18 protein-coding genes and 1 tRNA gene are annotated in these 20,065 nt (G+C 75.6%); 12 read left to right on the top strand and 7 right to left on the bottom strand.

Translation table 11 applies throughout. The annotated features are described in order from the left end of the window. Positions 1 to 398 precede the first annotated feature (398 nt). From ACFVQZ_RS34000 to ACFVQZ_RS34010, 3 genes are read right to left on the bottom strand one after another with little or no spacing between them, the layout of a single operon-like run. Entirely contained in the window at positions 399 to 1,079 is a 681-nt protein-coding gene (locus ACFVQZ_RS34000; RefSeq protein WP_383628649.1) for a DUF3618 domain-containing protein, read from the bottom strand. Beyond that, on the bottom strand, positions 1,055 to 1,495 hold the full coding sequence (locus tag ACFVQZ_RS34005; RefSeq protein ID WP_081959509.1) for a phage holin family protein: 441 nt from the start codon (positions 1,493 to 1,495) through the stop codon (positions 1,055 to 1,057). The genes ACFVQZ_RS34000 and ACFVQZ_RS34005 overlap by 25 nt, the downstream gene beginning before the upstream one ends. A gap of 3 nt (positions 1,496 to 1,498) precedes the next feature. Next, a complete protein-coding gene (locus tag ACFVQZ_RS34010) occupies positions 1,499 to 2,215 on the bottom strand; it encodes a hypothetical protein (RefSeq protein ID WP_383628651.1) in 717 nt (238 codons plus the stop codon). Positions 2,216 to 2,459: 244 nt separating this feature from the next. Between ACFVQZ_RS34010 and rpmF the strand changes: the two genes are divergently transcribed. After that, positions 2,460 to 2,630 carry a 50S ribosomal protein L32 gene (gene rpmF / locus ACFVQZ_RS34015; protein WP_383628653.1) on the top strand — a complete coding sequence of 57 codons (171 nt, stop codon included), beginning with the start codon at positions 2,460 to 2,462 and terminating at the stop codon, positions 2,628 to 2,630. Positions 2,631 to 2,637: 7 nt separating this feature from the next. Beyond that, positions 2,638 to 3,798 (top strand): GTP-binding protein, encoded by a 1,161-nt coding sequence (locus ACFVQZ_RS34020; RefSeq protein WP_383628655.1) that lies wholly within the window; start codon positions 2,638 to 2,640, stop codon positions 3,796 to 3,798. 286 nt (positions 3,799 to 4,084) lie between these two features. On the opposite strand, the gene ACFVQZ_RS34025 is transcribed toward ACFVQZ_RS34020, so the two are convergent. Beyond that, a tRNA-Pro gene (locus tag ACFVQZ_RS34025) sits at positions 4,085 to 4,158 on the bottom strand. Positions 4,159 to 4,264: 106 nt separating this feature from the next. On the opposite strand from ACFVQZ_RS34025, the gene ACFVQZ_RS34030 reads away from it, so the two are divergent. Beyond that, a complete protein-coding gene (locus tag ACFVQZ_RS34030) occupies positions 4,265 to 4,909 on the top strand; it encodes a DUF309 domain-containing protein (RefSeq protein WP_383628657.1) in 645 nt (214 codons plus the stop codon). A 7-nt stretch (positions 4,910 to 4,916) separates the two neighbouring features. Here the strand turns inward: ACFVQZ_RS34030 and ACFVQZ_RS34035 are convergent, their stop codons facing one another. Together ACFVQZ_RS34035 and ACFVQZ_RS34040 are read right to left on the bottom strand one after the other, a co-directional pair. After that, a complete protein-coding gene (locus tag ACFVQZ_RS34035; RefSeq protein ID WP_383628659.1) occupies positions 4,917 to 5,285 on the bottom strand; it encodes a DUF488 domain-containing protein in 369 nt (122 codons plus the stop codon). Positions 5,286 to 5,314: 29 nt separating this feature from the next. Continuing rightward, positions 5,315 to 5,917, bottom strand: a complete 603-nt coding sequence (locus ACFVQZ_RS34040) for a TetR/AcrR family transcriptional regulator (RefSeq protein ID WP_030497162.1) — start codon at positions 5,915 to 5,917, stop codon at positions 5,315 to 5,317. 236 nt (positions 5,918 to 6,153) lie between these two features. On the opposite strand from ACFVQZ_RS34040, the gene ACFVQZ_RS34045 reads away from it, so the two are divergent. The 7 genes from ACFVQZ_RS34045 to ACFVQZ_RS34075 all read left to right on the top strand — a co-directional run bounded on the left by ACFVQZ_RS34045 (position 6,154) and on the right by ACFVQZ_RS34075 (position 16,705). Beyond that, the gene (locus tag ACFVQZ_RS34045; RefSeq protein ID WP_383628661.1) at positions 6,154 to 6,990 is read left to right on the top strand and encodes a phosphatase PAP2 family protein; all 837 of its coding nucleotides are present in this window, start codon (positions 6,154 to 6,156) and stop codon (positions 6,988 to 6,990) included. Next, positions 6,987 to 7,970 (top strand): DMT family transporter, encoded by a 984-nt coding sequence (locus tag ACFVQZ_RS34050; protein ID WP_383628663.1) that lies wholly within the window; start codon positions 6,987 to 6,989, stop codon positions 7,968 to 7,970. The genes ACFVQZ_RS34045 and ACFVQZ_RS34050 overlap by 4 nt, the downstream gene beginning before the upstream one ends. A gap of 85 nt (positions 7,971 to 8,055) precedes the next feature. Then, positions 8,056 to 9,072 carry an SPFH domain-containing protein gene (locus ACFVQZ_RS34055; RefSeq protein ID WP_030497159.1) on the top strand — a complete coding sequence of 339 codons (1,017 nt, stop codon included), beginning with the start codon at positions 8,056 to 8,058 and terminating at the stop codon, positions 9,070 to 9,072. Then, the gene (locus ACFVQZ_RS34060; protein ID WP_383628665.1) at positions 9,069 to 9,983 is read left to right on the top strand and encodes a hypothetical protein; all 915 of its coding nucleotides are present in this window, start codon (positions 9,069 to 9,071) and stop codon (positions 9,981 to 9,983) included. Before ACFVQZ_RS34055 ends, ACFVQZ_RS34060 begins: the two co-directional genes overlap by 4 nt. A gap of 233 nt (positions 9,984 to 10,216) precedes the next feature. After that, the gene (locus tag ACFVQZ_RS34065; protein WP_383628667.1) at positions 10,217 to 11,083 is read left to right on the top strand and encodes a GNAT family N-acetyltransferase; all 867 of its coding nucleotides are present in this window, start codon (positions 10,217 to 10,219) and stop codon (positions 11,081 to 11,083) included. Positions 11,084 to 11,794: 711 nt separating this feature from the next. Further along, a complete protein-coding gene (locus ACFVQZ_RS34070; protein ID WP_036416146.1) occupies positions 11,795 to 13,489 on the top strand; it encodes a S8 family serine peptidase in 1,695 nt (564 codons plus the stop codon). Positions 13,490 to 13,711: 222 nt separating this feature from the next. Then, positions 13,712 to 16,705 carry a helix-turn-helix transcriptional regulator gene (locus ACFVQZ_RS34075; RefSeq protein WP_081959502.1) on the top strand — a complete coding sequence of 998 codons (2,994 nt, stop codon included), beginning with the start codon at positions 13,712 to 13,714 and terminating at the stop codon, positions 16,703 to 16,705. Positions 16,706 to 16,730: 25 nt separating this feature from the next. Here the strand turns inward: ACFVQZ_RS34075 and ACFVQZ_RS34080 are convergent, their stop codons facing one another. Further along, positions 16,731 to 17,408 (bottom strand): 1,4-alpha-glucan branching protein, encoded by a 678-nt coding sequence (locus ACFVQZ_RS34080; protein WP_383628670.1) that lies wholly within the window; start codon positions 17,406 to 17,408, stop codon positions 16,731 to 16,733. Between the two features lie 196 nt (positions 17,409 to 17,604). Here ACFVQZ_RS34080 and ACFVQZ_RS34085 point away from each other — a divergent pair, with 196 nt between their 5' ends. Both ACFVQZ_RS34085 and ACFVQZ_RS34090 read left to right on the top strand, forming a co-directional pair. Further along, entirely contained in the window at positions 17,605 to 18,213 is a 609-nt protein-coding gene (locus ACFVQZ_RS34085; RefSeq protein ID WP_030497153.1) for a TetR/AcrR family transcriptional regulator, read from the top strand. Between the two features lie 162 nt (positions 18,214 to 18,375). Next, on the top strand, positions 18,376 to 19,995 hold the full coding sequence (locus ACFVQZ_RS34090) for an acyl-CoA dehydrogenase family protein (protein WP_383628727.1): 1,620 nt from the start codon (positions 18,376 to 18,378) through the stop codon (positions 19,993 to 19,995). Positions 19,996 to 20,065: the final 70 nt, after the last annotated feature.

Below are 20,065 nucleotides of genomic sequence, written 5' to 3' on the forward strand. Positions count from 1 at the left end.
CGACCCGGGGATCGACGTCCGCGGACTCGGAGCGTGATCGCCTGGGGGTACGGGGCCGGTACGTGCCGGCCCTTCCGGAAGGCGGCGAGGGGTGGTGCCACCTGCGGAGTTGCGCATTCCTACCACGGAACCCGGCACCTTCCGCGTGACGCGGATCACATAACGGAAGGTGATCTTCCGAAACGCCTGCAGCCGTGACGTGACCGTTATCCGAACAGGCGTATCCGTTCACCGTGCACTTATTCTCGCAGGTCAGCAGCCTGCGGCAAGGACGGTCCTGTCGTGAGGGGCCGGTCGCCCGCCGCGCCTGGCCTGTCGGGGTGTGCGCCCACGGGAACGGGCGGGCCCGCGAGGGGCCCGCCCGTTCCCGTGGCGGAGGAGTCTCCGGACCAGAGCGGTCAGGGAGTCCCCGTGCCGGGGCCGCCGGGGGTGCCGGGGTTGCGGCGCACCTCGTCGGCGGCGTCCTGGCCCACCTGCCGCAGGCCCTGCGCCGTCTCCTGGCCGGCGCTCCGGGCGTGATCCTTCGTGGTGTCCGCCGCGTCCTGCGCCGTGCCCTTCACCGATTCCACGGCCTGGGCGGCCGGCTCCCGCATCTCCTCCTTGACCTCCTGCGCCGCTTCGACCACCGTCTGCTTGACGGGTTCCAGCAGTTCACCGGAGTGCTCGCGCAGCTTCTGTCCCGCGCGTTCCTCCGCCTCCGTGGCCGGAAGGAGGGCGGCGGTCAGCATGCCGGCGCCGAAGGCGATCAGCCCGGCGCCCAGCGGACTGCCCTGGGTCTGCCGCTTCAGCCGCTCGGGCGCCTGCTGGACGGTCTCGCTCACCGTTCCGCCGACGTCCCTGGCGGTCGCCGTCACGCTGTCCGTGGCCTGACTCAGGCTCCCGGACGCTCCGTCCGCCGCGCCCCGTGCCGTACCCATCACACGCTCCTTCACTCCGCTGACCCGGTGGCGCACCGAGTCCGCCTTGCGCCGTGCCACCCTGCGCGGGGCCATCCTGTCCGCCAGAGCGTCGACGTTGTGCGCGAGGTGCGCGCGCCGGTGCTCCGCGTCGGTCCTCAGCTCGTCGGGTGTCGGGCCCATCGTGCATCCTCCTTCAGCGATTCCACGGCCTGTTCGGGCTTGAGATGGACGTTGCGCCAGCCGGCGCGTCCGCTGACGTAGAGCGCCGCGCCGACGGCGGCCCACAGGGCGGTGACGATCAGTGCGGCCCACGCGATGTCGACGACGTGCGACAGGGCGAACACGGCCGTGAGGCTGCCGAACAGCAGCACCATGTGGCCCGCGTAGCCGGCGCCGCCCAGCATTCCGGCCGCCTTGCCGGCCTTCGCCGACTCCTGCTTCAGCTCGGCCTTCGCCAGTTCGATCTCGGTACGGACCAGTCCTGAGAGGTCCTGGCCGATCTCACCGACCAGATCGCCGATCGACGGCTCCGCGGCCGCCGGCGGGGGCGGCGGCGGCGCGGGTCGCGTCGGCCGTTCCTGGTATGACGTCGCCACGGGTCACCTCCCCTCGCCCGGGCGGGGCGAGCCACCGTACGTGCCCGTCGGCGGGTAGGACGGCGGCGTCGGCACCACGTGCGGGGGCTGCGACTGCCCGTAGGTGTCGGTCAGGTCCTCGTAACCGGCGGGCACACCGGAACGGGCCGCCGGAGCGACACCGCCCGAGGTCCGCTCCCGGACGTCCCGGACGTCGGAGCCGCCGTCGCCGTGGGACGAGGCCGCCCCCACTCCCTTGCCGGCGCGGCCCACGAGGAACCCGGCCACCGCGGCGCCCGCCAGGAAGGCCGCCGGGCGGCGGCGGGCGAAGTCCTGCAGCTCGCCGACCAGTCCGTCGGGGCCGCGCTGCTCGATGCGCGCGGCGGCCTGTTCGCCTCCGTCGGCCAGCTGACGGGCCACACCCGCCATGGTGGAGTCGGGCTTGCCGCCCTCGCTCATCTCCCGCAGCTCCTGGGAGAGCCGCCGCACGTTCTCCACGAGACGCCCGGTCTGGGACTGCGCCTGTTCCTGGAGCTGGCCTTTCAGGTCGTCGACGAGACTTCGCGCCTGGGCGGTGGCCTCGCCGACGACGTTGGCCGCCTGCTCCTTGGCCGTCCCGCCCACCTCGGCGGCCTTGCCGCCGACCAGCGCGGCACCCTCGCCCGCCTTGTCCTGGGCCGTGTGCGCTACCGCCGCCGTACCACTGTCCTGCCGGCGGCTCGATTCCTGGAAGTCACTCAAGGCTCCTCCTGGTCGATCGAAGCGTTATGTTCCCTCCCGCTCGCGCTTGCCCATGTTTCCTCCGTTCACCCCTGCTATGTCAGGAAGCAGTCGCGGCCGCCGCGCCGGCGCCGCGTCGACCGGCGGGCCGGGAACGGCCACCCGTTCCCGGCCGTCCCCGCCCGACCCACACGTCCCCTGATTGATAACGGAATCCATTTTCATGTAGCTTCTCCGGGTCACCACCGGACCGAGGAGTCTCACGATGGCCGTCCCCAAGCGGAAGATGTCCCGCAGCAACACCCGTCACCGCCGCGCCCAGTGGAAGGCGACCACCACGCAGCTCGTCCCCCTGACCGTGGACGGCTCGGTGTACCTCGTGCCGCAGCGCCTGGTGAAGGCGTACCGGCGCGGCCTCATCAAGCCGGAGGGCTGAGCGGCTCATGGTGTCCACCGACCAGCTGCCCGTCACCGTCCTCTCGGGGTTCCTCGGCGCCGGCAAGACCACTCTGCTCAACCACGTGCTCGGCAACCGCGAAGGGCTGCGGGTCGCGGTCATCGTCAACGACATGAGCGAGGTCAACATCGACGCGGCGCTCGTGCGCGGCGGCGAGGCGGCCCTGTCCCGCACCGAGGAGCGCCTGGTCGAGATGACCAACGGGTGCATCTGCTGCACCCTGCGCGACGACCTCCTGGAGGAGGTCGACCGGCTCGCCCGCGAGGGCCGCTTCGACTACCTGCTCATCGAGTCCAGCGGCATCTCCGAACCCATGCCGGTCGCCGCCACGTTCTCCTTCCCCCGGGACGACGGCGCCACCCTCGGGGACCTCGCCCGCCTGGACACGATGGTGACCGTCGTGGACGCCGCGAACTTCCTGCCGGAACTCGCCGACGGCGACGAACTCGCCGCCCGCGGCCTCGACCAGTACGAGGACGACGAGCGCACCGTCAGCGACCTGCTCATGGACCAGGTCGAGTTCGCCGACGTGATCGTGCTCAACAAGCTCGACCTGGTCGGACCGGACGAGGCCCGTCGGCTCCGGGCCACGCTCTCCCGGCTCAACCCGGAGGCGCGGATCGTCCCGGCCGTGCGCGGCCGGATCGCCCTGGAACACGTCCTGGGGACCGGCCTGTTCGACGTCGAGAAGGCGCAGCAGGCCCCCGGCTGGGTGAAGGAACTCAACGGCGACCACGTACCGGAGACCGAGGAGTACGGCATCTCCTCGCTCGTCTTCCGCTCCGACCGCCCCTTCCACCCCGGGCGCCTCTGGGCCTTCGTCACCGGGGGCCTCGACAGCGGGAGGTTCGGGCGCGTCCTGCGCTCCAAGGGGTTCTTCTGGCTCGCCAGCCGGCCCCGGGTCACCGGACTGTGGTCCCAGGCCGGCGCCGTCGCCCGCTTCGAGCCGTCCGGCGCCCGCGGCCCGGAGACCACGCAGGGCCAGGAACTCGTCTTCATCGGCACCGGACTGCGTGCCGACGCCCTGCGCGCGGCCCTGGACGCCTGCCTGCTGGCACCGGGCGAAGCCGTCCCCGCCGAGGACGAGTTCCCCGCGTGGGAGACGTACGGCATCGAGGACGCCTGCGAGCACGAGCAGGCGGCCTGACACACGGGCCCGCACGCTCCGGGCCGGACGGTGGTCGCGGCCACGGCACCGTCCGGCCCGGCTTCACGTCCACGGTCGAGCACACCCACGCGCCGGCGTCCAGGTGCACGTCCTGCGAACGATCGCCGGGCACGGTTGCCGCTCCCTGCCGAGCCCCCTCGTGGTCACTCGCCGGCAGTCAGGGCGGGCTGGTCCCCCACGGGCGCCCCGACACTGGTCCCCGAAAACGGTCGAGGGGCCGTTTCAGATTGCTCTGAAACGGCCCCTGACCTGCGACTCTTTCGAGTCGGGACGACAGGATTTGAACCTGCGACCCCTTGACCCCCAGTCAAGTGCGCTACCAAGCTGCGCCACGTCCCGGTGCTCGTCGGCGGCGGGTATTCCCGCGTCGGCGTGCAGGAGAACATTACCTCACTCCGCGGGTGGAGATCGCACAGCGGGGTGGGCCGGGGCGGAGAATGGCGGGATGAGCGGGCGGAGCGGGATGAGCGGCAGGGGCGGGGCGGCCGGGCGGGCCGAGCGGGACCGGGACGCGGAGGGGCGGGCGCGGAACGCGCGGCCCCGGGACGGGCTCGGGCGGCCGTTGCCGTACGGGGCCGAGGGGGTCGCGCGGCAGCCCGAGGGGGTGGTGCGGGCGCCGGCGGAGAGCGTGCGGGAGGCGCAGCGGCTGCTGGACGCGGGGATGCCGTTCCACGCGCACGAGGTCTTCGAGGACGCGTGGAAGTCCGGGCCCGAGGGCGAGCGGGAGCTGTGGCAGGGGCTCGCGCAGCTGGCCGTGGGGCTGACGCACGCCGCCCGGGGGAACGCGGCGGGCGGGGCGCGGCTGCTGCGGCGCGGGGCCGGGCGGATCGCCGGGTACGCGGACGGGGGCGGCGAGACGTACGGGGTGGACGTCGCCGGGCTCGTCGCCTGGGCCGGGGAGCTGGCCGGGCGGGTGGAGGCGACCGCGGCGGGCGGTGGCCCCGTCTCGGGCTCCGCCGGGGCGGGCGGTAGTCCTGCCTCGGGTCCCGTGCACAACGCGGGTGGTCCCGCCCCGGGCTCCGCGGGAGACGGCGGCGGTCCGGCTGCCGTGGACGCCGCCGTCGACGCGCCTCGGCTGACAAGGGGCTGAGGCGTCGCTACGCGGTCAGTTCCGCCGTGAGGACCGTGGTGTGGCTGGTGTCGGGGTGGGCCGTGGCGGTGAGGAGGGTGACCGTCCCGTTCCGGGCGAGGGTGCGGAGGCGGTCCAGGGAGGCGGCCGCCTCCGGGGCCGCCAGTTCGGCGCGGTAGCGGCGGCTGAACTCGTCGTAGTCGCCCGCTCCGGGGCCGTGGTACCAGCGGCGGAGCTCGGTGGACGGGGTGAGGGCCTTGGGCCATTCGTCGATGCGGGCGTCGGCCTTGGCGAGGCCGCGGGGCCAGAGGCGGTCGACGAGGACCCTGACGCCGTCGTCGGGGGACGGCGGGTCGTAGACGCGGCGGACGCGGACGTCGGGGGTGGTGGCGGGCATGGTTCCAGGGTGGGGGAACCGCGCGCCGGTCACCCGTCGACGCGCAGGACGGGCAGCAGGACGGCGTCGACGAACGCGCGGGCGGCGGAGTCGTCGGGGAAGCGGTCCTCCAGGAGCCGTTCGATGCGGAGCAGGCCCATGAAGCTGGGGGCGACGAAGGCGATGGCCGGGTTGTCGGCGGCGACCTCGCCGCGGTCGACGGCGCGCTGGACGACGGCGTCGATGGCGGCGACCTCGGGCGCGATGACGGTCTCGCGCAGGGCGCCGCGCAGGTCGGGGTGCTGGAGGTACGCCTGGGCGACGGCCTCCATGAGTTCGGTGTCGCGCTCGTGGCGGGCGGAGGCGACGCGGGCCGCCTCGTGGAGGTCGCCGGCGAGGCTGCCAGTGTCGATGCCGGCGAAGAGCGCGCAGCGGCGGGCGGCGAGGGCCGCGGTGACGAGCCGCGGTTTGGTGCCCCACTGGCGGTAGAGGGTGGCCTTGCCGCACTTGGTGCGGGCGGCGACGCCCTCCATGGTGACCGCGTCGTAGCCGCCTTCGCGCAGGAGGCGGAGGACGGCCTCGTACAGCTCCGTCTCGCGCTCGGGCGTGATCTTGCTGCGGCGGGCGGCGGCGGTGGCGGCCTGCGTGGACATCGGTCCCTCCCGGATCCCTCCGGGGCTCTGCGCGCGGGGCGAGAGCACCCTTCCTCTGCACATACGAGAGTAGGGGGCGCACAATCGAGACGCAAACGTATCGAGACGCTTGCGTCTCGATGAATTCGGATCTACAGTTCCTCCGTTTGTTGCGTTTTTGACCGATTGATCGACGAGAGCGGTCGACCGCCGGCCGCTCGGCCGGTCGACCGGCCGCCGGAGGGAAGTGCCGCGCCATGGCAACCCGGATACGCGGGACGCTCGGGCTCCGTCCCGGCTCCCGGGAGCGGGGCGGACGACCGCCGCTCCTGCGCGAGCTGCTGCTCGTCACCGGGCTCTTCCTCGTCTACAAGCTCGGCCGGCTCGTCGCGAACGGGCACGAGACCCGCGCCTTCCACAACGCCGACCGGGTCTGGGACGCCGAGCGCGTCCTCCACCTCCCCGGCGAGGGCGCCGTCCAGCAGCTCCTGCTGCACGGCGAGCCGCTGATCCGGGCCGCGAACACCTACTACGCGGCCGTGCACTTCCCGGCCACGGTCCTCTTCCTCGTCTGGCTGTTCTGGCGCCGGCCCGCCCACTACCTGTGGGCGCGGCGCGTCCTGGCCCTGGTCACCGGCGCCGCCCTGGTGCTGCACATCGCGCTGCCGCTCGCGCCGCCGCGGATGCTCGCCGCCGCCGGACTGGTCGACACCGCGCGGGTCTACGGCCCGTCCGTGTACGGCGCCGCCCCCGAGGCCGACTCGATGGCGAACCAGTTCGCCGCGATGCCGTCGCTGCACTTCGGGTGGGCGCTGATGGTGGCCGTCGGGCTGATCGCCGCGACCCGTACCCGGCTGCGCTGGTGGTGGCTGCTGCACCCGGCGCTGACGCTGCTCGTGATCGTCGGCACCGCCAACCACTACTGGCTGGACGCCGTCGTCGCCGCGGTGCTGCTGGGCCTCGCGCTGCTCGCCGTACCGAAGCCGGTCCGTCCCTCGTCCCCGCCCGGAGAACCGGCGGACACCGAGGCACCGCCCGCCGTGCCCCGCCCGCGCGCCGGCGCGGAGCCCGTACCGGTCGGGGTGCCGCGATGAGCACCGTCACCGGCACCGTGCTCGCGGTGCTGCTCTCCCTCGTCTCCGCCGCCGGTTACGCGCTCGCCGCCGTCGCCCAGGCCCGGCTCGCCGCCGCTCCTTCCGCCCCCTCGGGGCGCGGGGCGCTGCGGGCGCTGCTGGCGCGGGGCCAGTGGTGGTGGGCCGTCGGCCTGAACGCCGCCGGTGCCCTCGCCCACGTGGCCGCCCTGCACTACGGGCCGCTGACCCTGGTCCAGCCGCTCGGCGCGCTGACCCTCGTGGCGGCGCTGCCGCTGGGCGCGTACACGGCCCGGCGGCGGGTGACCCGCACCGAGTGGCGGGGCGCGCTGTGGACGCTGGCCGGTCTGGTCGGGCTGGTCGCGGTCACCGGGCCGGCCGAGCCCGGCGAGGCGCTGAGCCTGCGCGAGTCGCTGGTCGTCGCGGCGGCGACGGCGCTGCTGATCGCGGTGCTCGCGGGCGGCGGTCGCCGGGACGGGGGCGTACGGGCTCACGGGCTCGGGCACGCCACCGCCTCCGGGGTCGCCTCCGGTGTCGCGTCGGCGCTGACCCAGACGCTCACGGCCGCACTGGCGGTGGGGCTGCCCGGCGCGCAGCCGTCCTGGTGGCAGACCGCGCTGCTGGCCGTGCTGATCTCGGCGTTCGCCATGGGCGGGCTGCTCCTGTCGCAGACCGCGTACCGGGGCGGGCTCGCCGCTCCGCTGGCGGTGGTGAACCTGTCGAACCCGGCCGCCGCCGCCGTCATCGGCGTGGCGCTGCTGGGCGAGACCTTCCGGGCGGGCGTCTGGGGCTGGCTGGCGGCCGGCGCGGCGGCGCTGGTCGCGGCCCGGGGTGTCGTCCTGCTCACCACGGGCGCCCCGGCGGCAGCGGCGGCACCCTCGATCCCACCCCCAGCGGAACCGGCTGAGCCCGCGGTGGCAAGCCTGGCCGAGTCGCTGGGCGGGGCGCTCGGGCCCGTACCGGAGGCGGAGCCCGCCCGCTGAGAGAGACACCCCCTGATTTACGTCACCTTGACGATAAGTAGAGCACCCCGCTATCGTCATCATGACGACAAGGGGGTTCTCTCACATGGCCGACATCACCCGGCGGGCCGGCTGGCGCCACCTCCGCTCCGCTCCCACCGCCCACATCCGCCACCAGAAGCGCGGGCGGCTCGCGCACGACGGCACCGGGCTCAGCTTCTGGTTCCGGCCGCTCAGCGCGGCGCTCTCCGAGGTGCCGGTGGACGACCGCGAGCTCGCGATGGCCTTCCACGCCCGCACCGCGGACTTCCAGGACGTGAGCGTGCAGTCCACCGTCACGTACCGGATCGGTGACCCGGCGACCGCCGCCGCCCGCCTCGACTTCTCCATCGACCCCGACACCGGCGTCTGGCGCGGCACCCCGCTGGAGCAGATCGCGACCCTGCTCACCGAGACCGCCCAGCAGCACGCCCTCGACGTGCTCGCCCGGACCCCGCTCGCGCGGGCCCTGGTGGACGGCGTGGCGGCGGTACGGGACCGGATCACGGACGGGCTCGCCGCCGAACCGCGGCTCCCGGCGACCGGCATCGAGGTGGTCGCCGTCCGCGTCGTCGCGATCCGGCCCGAACCCGAGGTCGAGCGCGCGCTGCGCACCCCCGCCCGCGAGCAGGTCCAGCAGGAGGCTGACCGGGCCACCTACGAGCGGCGCGCGGTCGCCGTCGAGCGCGAGCGGGCGATCGCCGAGAACGAGCTGGCCAGCAAGATCGAGCTGGCCCGGCAGGAGGAACGGCTCGTCGAGCAGCGCGGCACCAACGCCCGCCGGGAGGCGGAGGAGGCCGCCGCCGCCGACGCGGTACGCGCCGAGGCCGAGGCGGTGCGGAAGGTGCGGCTCGCGCGCGCCGAGGCCGAGGCCGCGCGCGAGGTCGGCGACGCCCGCGCCGCCGCGCAGACCGCCTGGCTCCAGGCGCACGCCGCCGCCGACCCGGCCGTGCTGCGCGCCCTCGCCCTCACCCGCGCCGCCGAGCAGCTGCCGAGGATCCAGCACCTCACCCTCTCCCCCGACGTCCTCACCGGCCTCCTCGCGAAGCTCGGCGACGGCGGCAGCGGCGGGACGGGCGCGTGAGCCTCGCCCCGCGGGCGGTCCTCGTGCACCGCAGGACGGAGTACGAGGAACTGCTCGCCCGGCACGGGACGCACGGCCAGGCCGCGTTCTTCCTGGCGGCCCGCGGGCGCTCCGCCGACGAGGTGCGGGAGCGGCACGAACGCGCCCGGCGGGCGCTCGCGGACGTCGCCGCCGCGGTGCCGCTGACCTGGCGGCAGACCCGGGTGGAACGCGCCGACCTGGACCGGTTCCTGTTCGGCCCCGAGGACGTCGTCGTGGTCGTCGGCCAGGACGGGCTGGTCGCCAACACCGCCAAGTACCTCGCCGGCCAGCCCGTCGTCGGCATCGACGCCGACCCGGGGCGCAACGCGGGCGTCCTCGTGCGGCACCGGCCCTCCGACGCGCGGCGGCTGCTGCCGTACGCGGCGGGGGCGGGCGCCGCGGCCGACGAGCTCACCATGGTCGCGGCGGCCACCGACGACGGCCAGCGGCTGCTCGCGCTCAACGAGATCTACGTCGGCCCGCCGGGCCACCAGACCGCCCGCTACACACTCGACACCGACACCGACACCGACACCGCCGACGGCACGGAACCGGAGGCCCAGGCGTCGTCCGGGGTGCTGGCCGGCACCGGCACCGGAGCGACCGGCTGGCTCCGGTCGCTCTGGCAGCAGCGTTCCAGCGCGCTCGCCCTGCCGGGACCGGCGGAACCGCGGCTCGCCTGGTTCGTCCGCGAGGCGTGGCCGTCGCCGACGACCGGGACGCGCCGGGTCGAGGGCCTGCTCGGCCCGGCGCAGGGCCTGCGCCTGACCGTGGAGTCCGACCGGCTGGTCGCCTTCGGCGACGGCGTCGAGTCCGACGCGCTCGACCTGACCTGGGGCCAGACGGTCCGCCTCGGGATCGCGGACAGCCGCCTCCGGCTGGTGGCCTGAGGCGCCCGGGGCCTTCTCCGGGCACGGCGGCCGGAATCGTTCGGCGCGCGCGGAGCAGCGGGCCGGGAGGCGCTACGGTGGGGCGCTTTGTCCGATCTGATGGGCGATGGGGCCGCTTTCGTCCGGGGCCGCCGGCGCGTACGGAGGCGGGCCCGCGGTCCGCACGCGTCCGGTCCGACGACCGGCCGCCGCACGCTCCCCACGCCGTTCACGCCTCCCCGAAGGGACCGCCCGTGACCCCGCTCTCCCCCGGTTCGCTCGCCGTCACCCGTGCCACCCGTGACGAGTGGGAACTCGTCCGGGCCTGGGCCGTCGAAGAGGGGTGGAACCCCGGACGGGCGGACGGCGACGCCTTCTTCGCGCAGGATCCGGACGGATTCTTCCTGGGCCGGCTCGACGGCGAGCCGGTCTCCGCCGTCTCCGTGGTGACGTACGGGGACGCCTACGCCTTCCTCGGCTTCTACCTGGTCCGGCCCGAACTGCGCGGCCGGGGCCTCGGGCTGGCCACCTGGCGGGCCGGGCTCGCGCACGCGGGCGGACGGACGGTGGGGCTCGACGGGGTGCCGGCCCAGCAGGACAACTACCGGCGCTCCGGGTTCACCACCGCCTACCGCAGCGCCCGCTACGTCGGAGAGGTCCCGTCCCCCGACCGCCCGGTGACCGGGGTCGTCCCGGCCACGCAGGTCGATCCGGCGCAGCTCGCCGCGTACGACTCGGCCTGCCACCACGCCGAGCGGCCCCGTTTCCTCTCCGCCTGGCTGACCACCCCGGGGCACCGCGCGCTGGCCCGGGTGACGGACGGCCGGGTGACCGGCTACGGCGTCGTCCGGCCCTCGCAGGACGAGGCCCGGGTGGGGCCGCTGTTCGCGGACGGGCCGGAGGACGCGGCGGCGCTGCTCGACGCGCTCGCCGGGGCGGCCCGGGAGTTCGGGGCGCGGGCGATCGCCGTCGACATGCCGGAGACCAACCCGGCGGCGGCGCGGCTCGCGGAGGAGCGCGGCCTGACGCCGACGTTCGAGACGGCCCGCATGTACACCGGCCCGGTGCGCCCGGTGGCGGCGGAGCGCGTCTTCGGCGTCACGACCCTCGAACTGGGCTGATTTCCGCACCGCTTGACGCTTTCCCTCCGGTACGCCCCTTTTTCTGGCCTTTCTTCCGCGACCGGAGGCCGGGCGGCCGTCCCGTGCCCCCTCAACGCACCCGGGCCGCCCCGCCCCCGTCCCGCCGCGCGGTCGACCCCGCGCGGCCCCCCGGGCGGTCCCGACGGGCGCCGGCCTGCCCGTGAGCGGGTCGGATCGGGCCGGTTCGGCCGCCGGAAGGGGTCCGGTGCGGCGCGGCGCGGGGCGGCGCGCCCGCCCCGCGCCGCGCGCCGTCCCCGCGCCGAGGGGGACCCCCTCCCCGCCCCTGAGGGGTGACAAGGGTTTTCCCCGTATCGCGTTCACCTCCCCGTTCCCTACTGTCCTCCGCACCGGCGGATAACATCCCCCACATCGCATCTGACAGGTGCATGCGGGGAGACCGCCGCCGGTGACGGCCTTGACCCGGGCCGTCGGCGCCGGTGGCGGCGCACGGGCCCCCCAGCCCAGGGACCTCGGACGCGACCCCACTTCGCCCCGCGACTCCCGCGCCGCCGCCACTGCTCCGCACCTACGTCGTACTCGAAAGGGCCCACCACCTTGAACGGTTCCAGGCGGAGAGTCATATCCGTGGTCGCCACCGCCGCGATCATCGGTGCCGCTGCCACCACCACCGGGGCGTTCGCCGCCGCCCCGGCCGCACCCACCCCGAAGCCGGCCCCGGCCTCGCAGGCGATGCGGGCGCTCCCGAGCGCCCCGGTCGAGAAGGTCATCGTCACCTACAAGAGCCAGGCCGCCGAGGCCGGTTCCAACGCGGCCGCGAAGACCGACGCCGCCGAGAAGGCCGCCGAGACGGGCGAGAAGCTCGCCTTCGAGCGCCGCCTCGCGGGGGGTGCCGCCCTGGTCGACCTGGGCGACGCCGCGACCTCGCAGGACGTGAACGAGGTCATGGACGCGTTCCGCGCCGACCCGTCCGTCGCCCGCGTCGAGGCGGACATCCGCGCCTACGCGATGGCCGTCACGCCGAACGACACCGACTACGCCAAGCAGTGGGACCTCTTCGAGGCCACCGGCGGCATGAACGTGCCCGCGGCCTGGGACAAGACGACCGGTTCGGGCGTCACCGTCGCCGTCATCGACACCGGCTACGCCGCCCACTCGGACCTGGCGGCCAACACCGTCGCCGGCTACGACTTCATCTCCACCTCCTCCGACGCCCGCGACGGCAACGGCCGGGACGCGGACGCGAAGGACGAGGGCGACTGGAACGCCACGGACGGCGAGTGCGGCACCGGTTCGCGCGCCTCCAACTCCTCCTGGCACGGCACCCACGTGGCCGGCACCATCGGCGCCGTCACGAACAACGCCAAGGGCATCGCGGGCATCGCGTACGGCTCGAAGGTCCAGCACGTCCGCGTGCTCGGCAAGTGCGGCGGCTCGTCCTCGGACATCGCCGACGCCATCACCTGGGCCTCCGGCGGCTCCGTGCCGGGCGTCCCGGCCAACGCCACCCCGGCCAAGGTCATCAACCTGAGCCTCGGCGGCGCCAGCTCCACCTGCCCGAGCGTCTACCAGACCGCGATCAACGGCGCCGTCTCGCGCGGCACCACCGTCGTCGTCGCCGCGGGCAACAGCAACGCCAACACCTCCGGCTTCACGCCCGCCAACTGCTCGAACGTCATCACCGTGGCGTCGACCAGCCGCGAGGGCAACCGGTCGTACTACTCCAACTACGGCACCGCCGTCGACGTGTCCGCGCCCGGCGGCGAGACCCGCCGCGCCACCGACACCCCCGGCACCGTCACCACCCCCGAGAACGGCATCCACTCCACGCTGAACTCGGGCACCACGGTCCAGTCGACCGAGAACTACAAGCCCTACCAGGGCACCTCGATGGCCGCGCCGCACATCGCCGGCCTCGCCGCCCTGCTGAAGTCGGCCAAGAGCACCCTCACCCCGGCCGACATCGAGTCCGCGATCAAGACCAACGCGCGTCCGCTGCCCGGCACCTGCACCGGCGGCTGCGGCACCGGCATCGCCGACGCGGCCAAGACCGTGAACGCGGTCACCGGCACCACCCAGCCCGGCACCGTCTTCACCAACGCCGCCGACGTCACGATCTCCGACAACACCACCGTGTCGTCCTCGATCGCCGTCACCGGCCGCACCGGCAACGCCCCGGCCGCCCTCAAGGTCGGCGTCGACATCAAGCACACCTGGCGCGGGGACCTGGTCGTCGACCTGGTCGCCCCCGACGGCACGGTGCGCAACCTGAAGACGTCCTCCTCCTCGGACAGCGCCGACAACGTCATCACGACGTACACGGTCGACGCCTCCAGCGAGGTCGCCAACGGCACCTGGCAGCTCCGCGTCCGCGATGTGGCCACGGGTGACACCGGCTACATCGACTCCTGGTCGCTCACCTTCTGATCCTCCGCCCCACCGCACCAACTCCACCCCCCACACCAGCATCACCGCTGGTCAGCGGCGCCCTCGTGGTCTACACCACGGGGGCGTCGCCGACGTCCGGGAACGATCCGCGGCGCACACCGGTGTCCGTATGCCGGACACGGGACCTGGACGGGGACGGTGGGCTCCGTATCCTCTGCGCAGGGCTCATGGGCGGGGCCCACGGGCGGAGGTGACGACCAGGTGACGACGGTTCCGCACGGCCCCCTGCCCGCACGCTCCCCCGGCATCCCGGGGCCGCCGGCCCCGGTGGGCCGCGAGGAGCTGCTCACCCGCCTCGAATCCGTGCTGCACGCCCGCGGCCGCGCCCTGCTCACGGGGCCCGCCGGCGTCGGCAAGACCGAGGTCGCGCTGGCCGCCGCCGCCCGGGCCGAGGCCCGCGGCGAGACCGTGCTCTGGCTCGCCACCCTCCCCTCGGACCGGGCGATCCCCGGCGCCGCCGCCGCGGCGCTCGTGGCCTCGGTGGCCGCGACCGCGGCCTGGCCCGGACCGCGCCACGAACCCACCGCCGTGCTCTCCTGCGAGGACGCGCCGCCCCGGCTCGCCGGGCACGTCCTCGGCGCCCCCGGCGCCCTCCCGGCCGGGGTCTCCGCCTCCGCCGCCTTCGACGACCTGCCCGGACCGCAGCGCACCGCCGTCGCCATGCTCTGCCGCGAGGCCCCCCTCCAGGAAGGCGGCTGGGACCCGATCGCCCTGCGGCTGGGCATCGCCCGCATCCTGCGCGCGCTCACCACCCGGGGCCCGGTGCTGCTCGTCGTCGACGGCGCCGAGTTCCTCGACCCCGACAGCACCGACCTGCTCCGCTTCGCGCTGCACCTCGCCCCGCCGTCGCTGCGCGTCATCGCGGTCGAGACCCCGGAGCCGTACGGGGACACCCACCGCGCCGACGGCCCGGAACCCGGCACCGGCGCCGCCGGCCGCCCCCACGGGGGCCACTCCGCGCACCTGTGGGTGCCGTCCGAGGCCGATCTGCTGCTCGTCCCGCCGCTCCAGGCCGACGAGATCGCCGAACTCCTCATCCACCACCGGCTGCCGTCCCGGATGGCCGGACGCATCCACCGCGCCAGCGGCGGCAACCCGCGGCTCGCGCTCGCCGTCGGCCGCTCCCTCGCCGACGCCCGCACCCCCGTGCACCACGCCGAGGCGCTGACCCTCTCCGGCCGGGCCCGGGACCTCGCCCGCCAGCTCCTCGGCACCGCCCCGCCGCGGGTCCGGGCCACCCTGCTGCTCGCGGCGCTCGCGCTGCGCCCCTCGGCGACGCTGGTCCGCCGCGCCGGCCGGCCCGACGCCGAGGCCGACCTCGCCGCCGCCGAACGGGCCGGCCTGGTGTCGCTCGCCGAGGACGGCTCGCTCGCCTTCACCGCCGGCCTGCTCCCCTCCACCCTCGTGCACGACGCCAGCTGGACGGAGCGCAGCACCGGCCACGCGGCGCTCGCGGAGGTCGTGGACGACCCCGTCGAGGCGGTGCGCCACCGGGCGCTCGCCACCGACCGGCCGGACGAGGAGCTGGCCGCCGAGGTCGCCGCCGCGGCGGAGGCCGCCCGGCGGCGCGGGAACAACGCGCTCGCCGCCGAACTGGCGCTGCTGGCGGCCGAGTCGACGCCCGGACGGGACGGCGTGCGGCGGATCGCCCGGCTGGTGGACGCGGCCGAGGAGGCCGCCCGCGCCGCCCGCGCCGACCTGGCGATGCGGGCCGCCACCGACCTGCTCGCCCGGGACGCCTCCCCCGCCGACCGGGTCCGGGCCCGGCTCGCCGTCCTCGACACCGCAGGACAGGGTCTGACCGACCTCGACGACATGTACGTGCACGCCATGGAGGACTCGGAGGGCGAGACCGCGCTGCGGGCCGCCGTGCAGCTCCGGCTGGCCGTCAAGTACGTGCTGGCGGAAGGCGATCCGGAGCGGTCCCGGACGGCGGCGATGGAGTCGGCGGCGCTGGCCTCGTCGGTGGGCGACGCGCGGACCGCCGCGCAGGCGCTGACCGTGCAGGCCCGGATGGAGCGGGCCCTGGGATCCGCCGACGCCGAACGGGTCCTGGCCCGGGCGCGGGAACTGGAGCTGGCGGAACGGCCGCTGGGCATCCGCAACGCCGCCCAGATCCTGACGATCCGTCACGCGCTGTTCGACGACCGGCTGACGGACGCGCGGGACGAGTTGAACGCGCTGCTGCCGCTGGTGCAGCGGCGCGGTTCGGTCGAGGACGCCATCGAGCTGTTCCGGACGCTCGCGGAGATCGAGTCGCGGATCGGCGCGTGCGCGGCGGCGCTGGCGCACGCGGGCCAGTCGCTGGCGCTGACCCTGGAGGCCGGCCTGTCGCCCGGGCCCGCCTGGTACGCGCTGGCGCTCGCCGAGACGGCGGGCGGCAGCCTGGGCCGGGCGGCGAGCTACGCGCGGCGGAGCGTCCAGGCGTCCGAGGAGGAGGGCGACCGGGTCTTCCTGTCGCGGAGCCGGTACGCGCTCGGCCGGGTGCAGCTGGTCAACGGCGACGTGGCGGCGGCCCTGGAGACGCTGCGCCGGGTGCAGGCCGACGAGCGGGCGCAGTCGACGGTCGACCCGTCGATGCTGCGCTGGCACGAGGAGCTGGCGGAGGCGCTGCTCGCGCACGACGCCGTGGACGAGGCCGCGGCGCTGCTCGCGGAGGTGCGGCCGGTGGCCGAACGGCTGGGCCGGTCCACGGTGTTGCTGGGCTGCGACCGGGCACAGGGGCTGTGCCTCGCGGCGGAGGGGCGGACGGACGAGGCGGCGGAGCTGCTGACCCGGACGGCGGGCCGGTTCGCGGAGGCGGGGCTGCCGCTGGAGCAGGGCCGGGCGCTGATGGCGCTGGCGCGGGTGGAGCGGAAGCGGCGGCGGCGGTCGGCGGCGCAGGCGGCGCTGCACGGGGCGGCGACCGTCTTCGAGCGGGCGGGTGCGGCGCCGTGGCTGGCGCTGGCGACGGAGGCGCCGGCGGGCGAGCTGCCGGGAGCCGCGCCGGGCGGGGACGAGGCGCCGACGGCGCTGGCGTCGCTGACGGAGGCGGAGCTGCGGCTGGCGCGGCTGGTGGGGCAGGGCGCCTCGAACCAGGAGGCGGCGGCGAAGCTGTTCCTGAGCGTGAAGACGGTGGAGGCGCGGCTGACCCGCATCTACCAGAAGCTGGACGTGCGGTCGCGCGCCCAGCTGGCGACGGCGCTCCGCCCGTGAGACCGGAGCGCCGCCGCCCGCCCGGTCAGTCCTGACGTACCGTCACATAGTCGCCGCGCTCGGGCTGTCCGTCCGCTCCGGCGGGGGTCCACTCGGCGGTGACCCGGCCGACGACGGCCCCGTCGCCGGTGTCCGCGGCGGGCGCGGGGCGCAGGACGCGGTGGAGGCGGAGGGTGAGCGGCGCGTCGGCGCCGGGCACCCGGAGGCGTACGTCGGTGTGATCGGCGCCGTCGGTGGCGCCGGCGGGCTCGACGGGCGCGGCGGCGACGGCGGGGGCGTCGAGTGCGGCGGTGACGGTCGGGTCGGCGGCGTCGCTGACGGACTGCTGCTGCGGTACGGCCCGTCCGGCGAGCAGCGCGTGGAGCGCGGCGACGAGGACGGGGTCGTGGGCGCCGTCGTAGATCCAGCGGGTGCCGAGGACGCCGTGCTCGGAGGTGCCGATGAGGGCGTGCTCGGCGCCGTCGAGGGGCTTGCCGCGGTACGTCATCGGCACGTGGTACGTGACCGCGCCGGGGCCCTCGCCGTCGGTGACGGCCATGAACTCGATGCCCACCTCGCCCTCGGGGTCGTCGAGCCGGAACCCGCCGGCCTTGGCGGGCCGCGGCGCCTCGGACCCGGCGGCGTACCAGGTCCGGGTGGGCAGCCACGCGGCGAGGAGTTCCAGTTTGGTCGGCCGCATCGTGGTGCGGTGGATGGTGGCCATGGGCGGTTCGCTTCCTCTCCTGGGGTCCGGCCAACGTAACAGAGCCTTCAGCGGGGCCGGTTGGCTGCCGTGACCGGGGGCAACGGGGCTCCGGCGGGGGCGAGGACGGCCGCGCGCGGCCGTCGGCCGACAGCACGCCGCCGGTCGGGGCGCGCCGGCTCTGGCGGGAAGCTCTGAATGGTGCTTCACTTCTTTCATGGCCTACCGCAAGACCCCCGCGGAGATCCGCCGCCTCGAAGCCGCCCGCGAGCACCTGGTCGCCTGCGCGACCTCGGTCGTGGCCGAGGTGGGCTGGTCGCAGGCGTCCGTGACGGCCGTCGCCGACGCGGCCGGCATCGCGGCCGGCTCCGTCTACCAGCACTTCCCGTCCAAGGCGGCGCTGGCCGTCGAGGTGTTCCGGCGGGCCGCCGGGCGCGAGGTGGAGGTGCTGGGCGCGGTGCTGGCCGCGCCCGGCGACCCGGTCGAACGGCTGAGCCGCGGCGTCCAGGTCTTCGCACGCCGGGCCCTGGAGAACCGCGGCCTCGCCTACGCCCTGCTCGCCGCCCCGGCGGAGCCCGCCGTCGGCGCCGAGCGGCTCGACTTCCGGCGCCGCTACCGCGCCCTGTTCGCGGCGGTGGTCCGCGAGGGCGTCGCGCAGGGGGTGCTGCCCCGGCAGGACGGCGAGATCACCGCCGCCGCGCTGACCGGCGCGGTCGGCGAGGTCCTGGTCGACCCGCTCGGCACCCCCGGCGCCACCACCACCGAGGCCCTGCTCGCCGAGCTCACCGCGCTGGCCCTGCGCTGCGCGGGCGCCCCCGCGCCGTAGCGCACCGCCCGCACGCCGGCCCCCGCGGCCGGCGCCCCGCGACCCGTACCGCCACCCGACCCGCCCGAGGGAGCAGCCACCGTGACCACCACCGGCACCGACCCCGACCCCGGCACCGGCCCCGACGCCCGGACCGAAGGTCCCCGCAGCCGCCCCGCGGCCGTGACCCACGCCGTCACCAACCAGGCCCCGCCGCTCACCGGCCACGACGCCGCCGACGATCCCGTGCTGCTCGAAGGCGTCGCGCGCGAGGGCGCCGCCTGGCACCTGGAGGACCTGCACCGCCTCGGCCGGATCACCGCCGGCGAGGAGGCGCAGCGCTGGGCCGACCAGGCCAACCGGTACGAGCCGGAGCTGCGCACCCACGACCGGTACGGCAACCGGATCGACGAGGTCGAGTTCCACCCCGCCTACCACCGGCTGATGGACCTGTCCGTGGGCGAGGGCCTCGCGGGCGCCGCCTGGGCCGACGAACGGCCCGGCGCCCACGTGGCCCGGGCGGGCGGCTTCATGCTCGCGACCATGCTGGAACCCGGCCACCTGTGCCCGGTCTCGATGACGTACGCGGTGGTCCCGGCGCTGCGCCACTCCCCCGACCTCGCCAAGACGTACCTGCCGCTGCTCACCAGCCGCTCGTACGACCCCGGGCTGCGCGCCCCGGCCGGCAAGCGCGGGCTGCTCGCCGGGATGGGCATGACCGAGAAGCAGGGCGGCAGCGACGTCCGCGCGAACACCACTACCGCCACCGAACTCCCGGACGGTACCTGGCGGTTGCGCGGTCACAAGTGGTTCACCAGCGCGCCGATGAACGACCTCTTCCTCGTCCTCGCCCAGGCGCCGGGCGGCCTGTCCTGCTTCCTCGTCCCGCGCGTCCTGCCCGACGGCGGCCGCAACGCGTTCCGCATCCAGCGGCTCAAGGACAAGCTCGGCAACCGCTCCAACGCCTCCAGCGAGCCGGAGTTCGACGACACGGTCGCCTGGCTGGTCGGCACCGAGGGCAAGGGCGTGCGGACCATCATCGAGATGGTGACGATGACCCGCCTCGACTGCGTCCTCGGTTCCGCCGCCGGCATCCGGGGCGCGCTCGCCCAGGCCGCCCACCACGCCCGGCACCGCTTCGCGTTCGGCGCCGCCCTCGTCGACCAGCCGCTCATGCGGAACGTCCTCGCCGACCTCGCGCTCGAATCGGAGGCCGCCACCACCCTCGCCCTGCGCCTCGCCGGCGCCGCCGACCGGGCCCGGCTCGGCGACGACCGGGAGCGCGCCTTCCTGCGGCTCGCCACTGCCGTCGGCAAGTACTGGGTCTGCAAGCGGCAGCCCTCGGCCGTCGCCGAGGCCCTGGAATGCCTCGGCGGCAACGGCTACGACGAGGCGTCCGGCATGCCCCGCCTCTACCGCGAGGCCCCCCTCAACAGCATCTGGGAGGGCTCCGGCAACGTCACCGCCCTCGACCTGCTGCGCGCCCTCGCCCGCGAGCCGGAGGCCCTGGAGGCGTTCCGTACGGAGATCGAGGCGGCGTCCGGCGCCGACCGGCGGCTCGACGCGGCCTGGGCGGACCTCCGGGACGAGCTGCGGCTCACCGAGGACGCGCCGCTGCGGGCCCGCCGGGTCGCCGAGCGGGCCGCCCTCGTCCTCCAGGGCTCGCTCCTGGTCCGGCACGCGCCGGCGCCGGTCGCCGACGCCTTCTGCGCGTCCCGCCTCTCCGGCGACCAGGGCCTCGCCTTCGGCACCCTCCCGCCGGCGACAGACTTCGCCGGCCTGCTGGCGCGGCTCCCGGTCTGACGGGCGGACCCGGCCCAGGACGGCGCCCCGCCGCGAAGTCGTCCGCGGCGGGGTGAATCCTTTCCGGGGT

Source organism: Streptomyces sp. NPDC057854 (assembly GCF_042797055.1).
GTDB lineage: Bacteria > Actinomycetota > Actinomycetes > Streptomycetales > Streptomycetaceae > Streptomyces.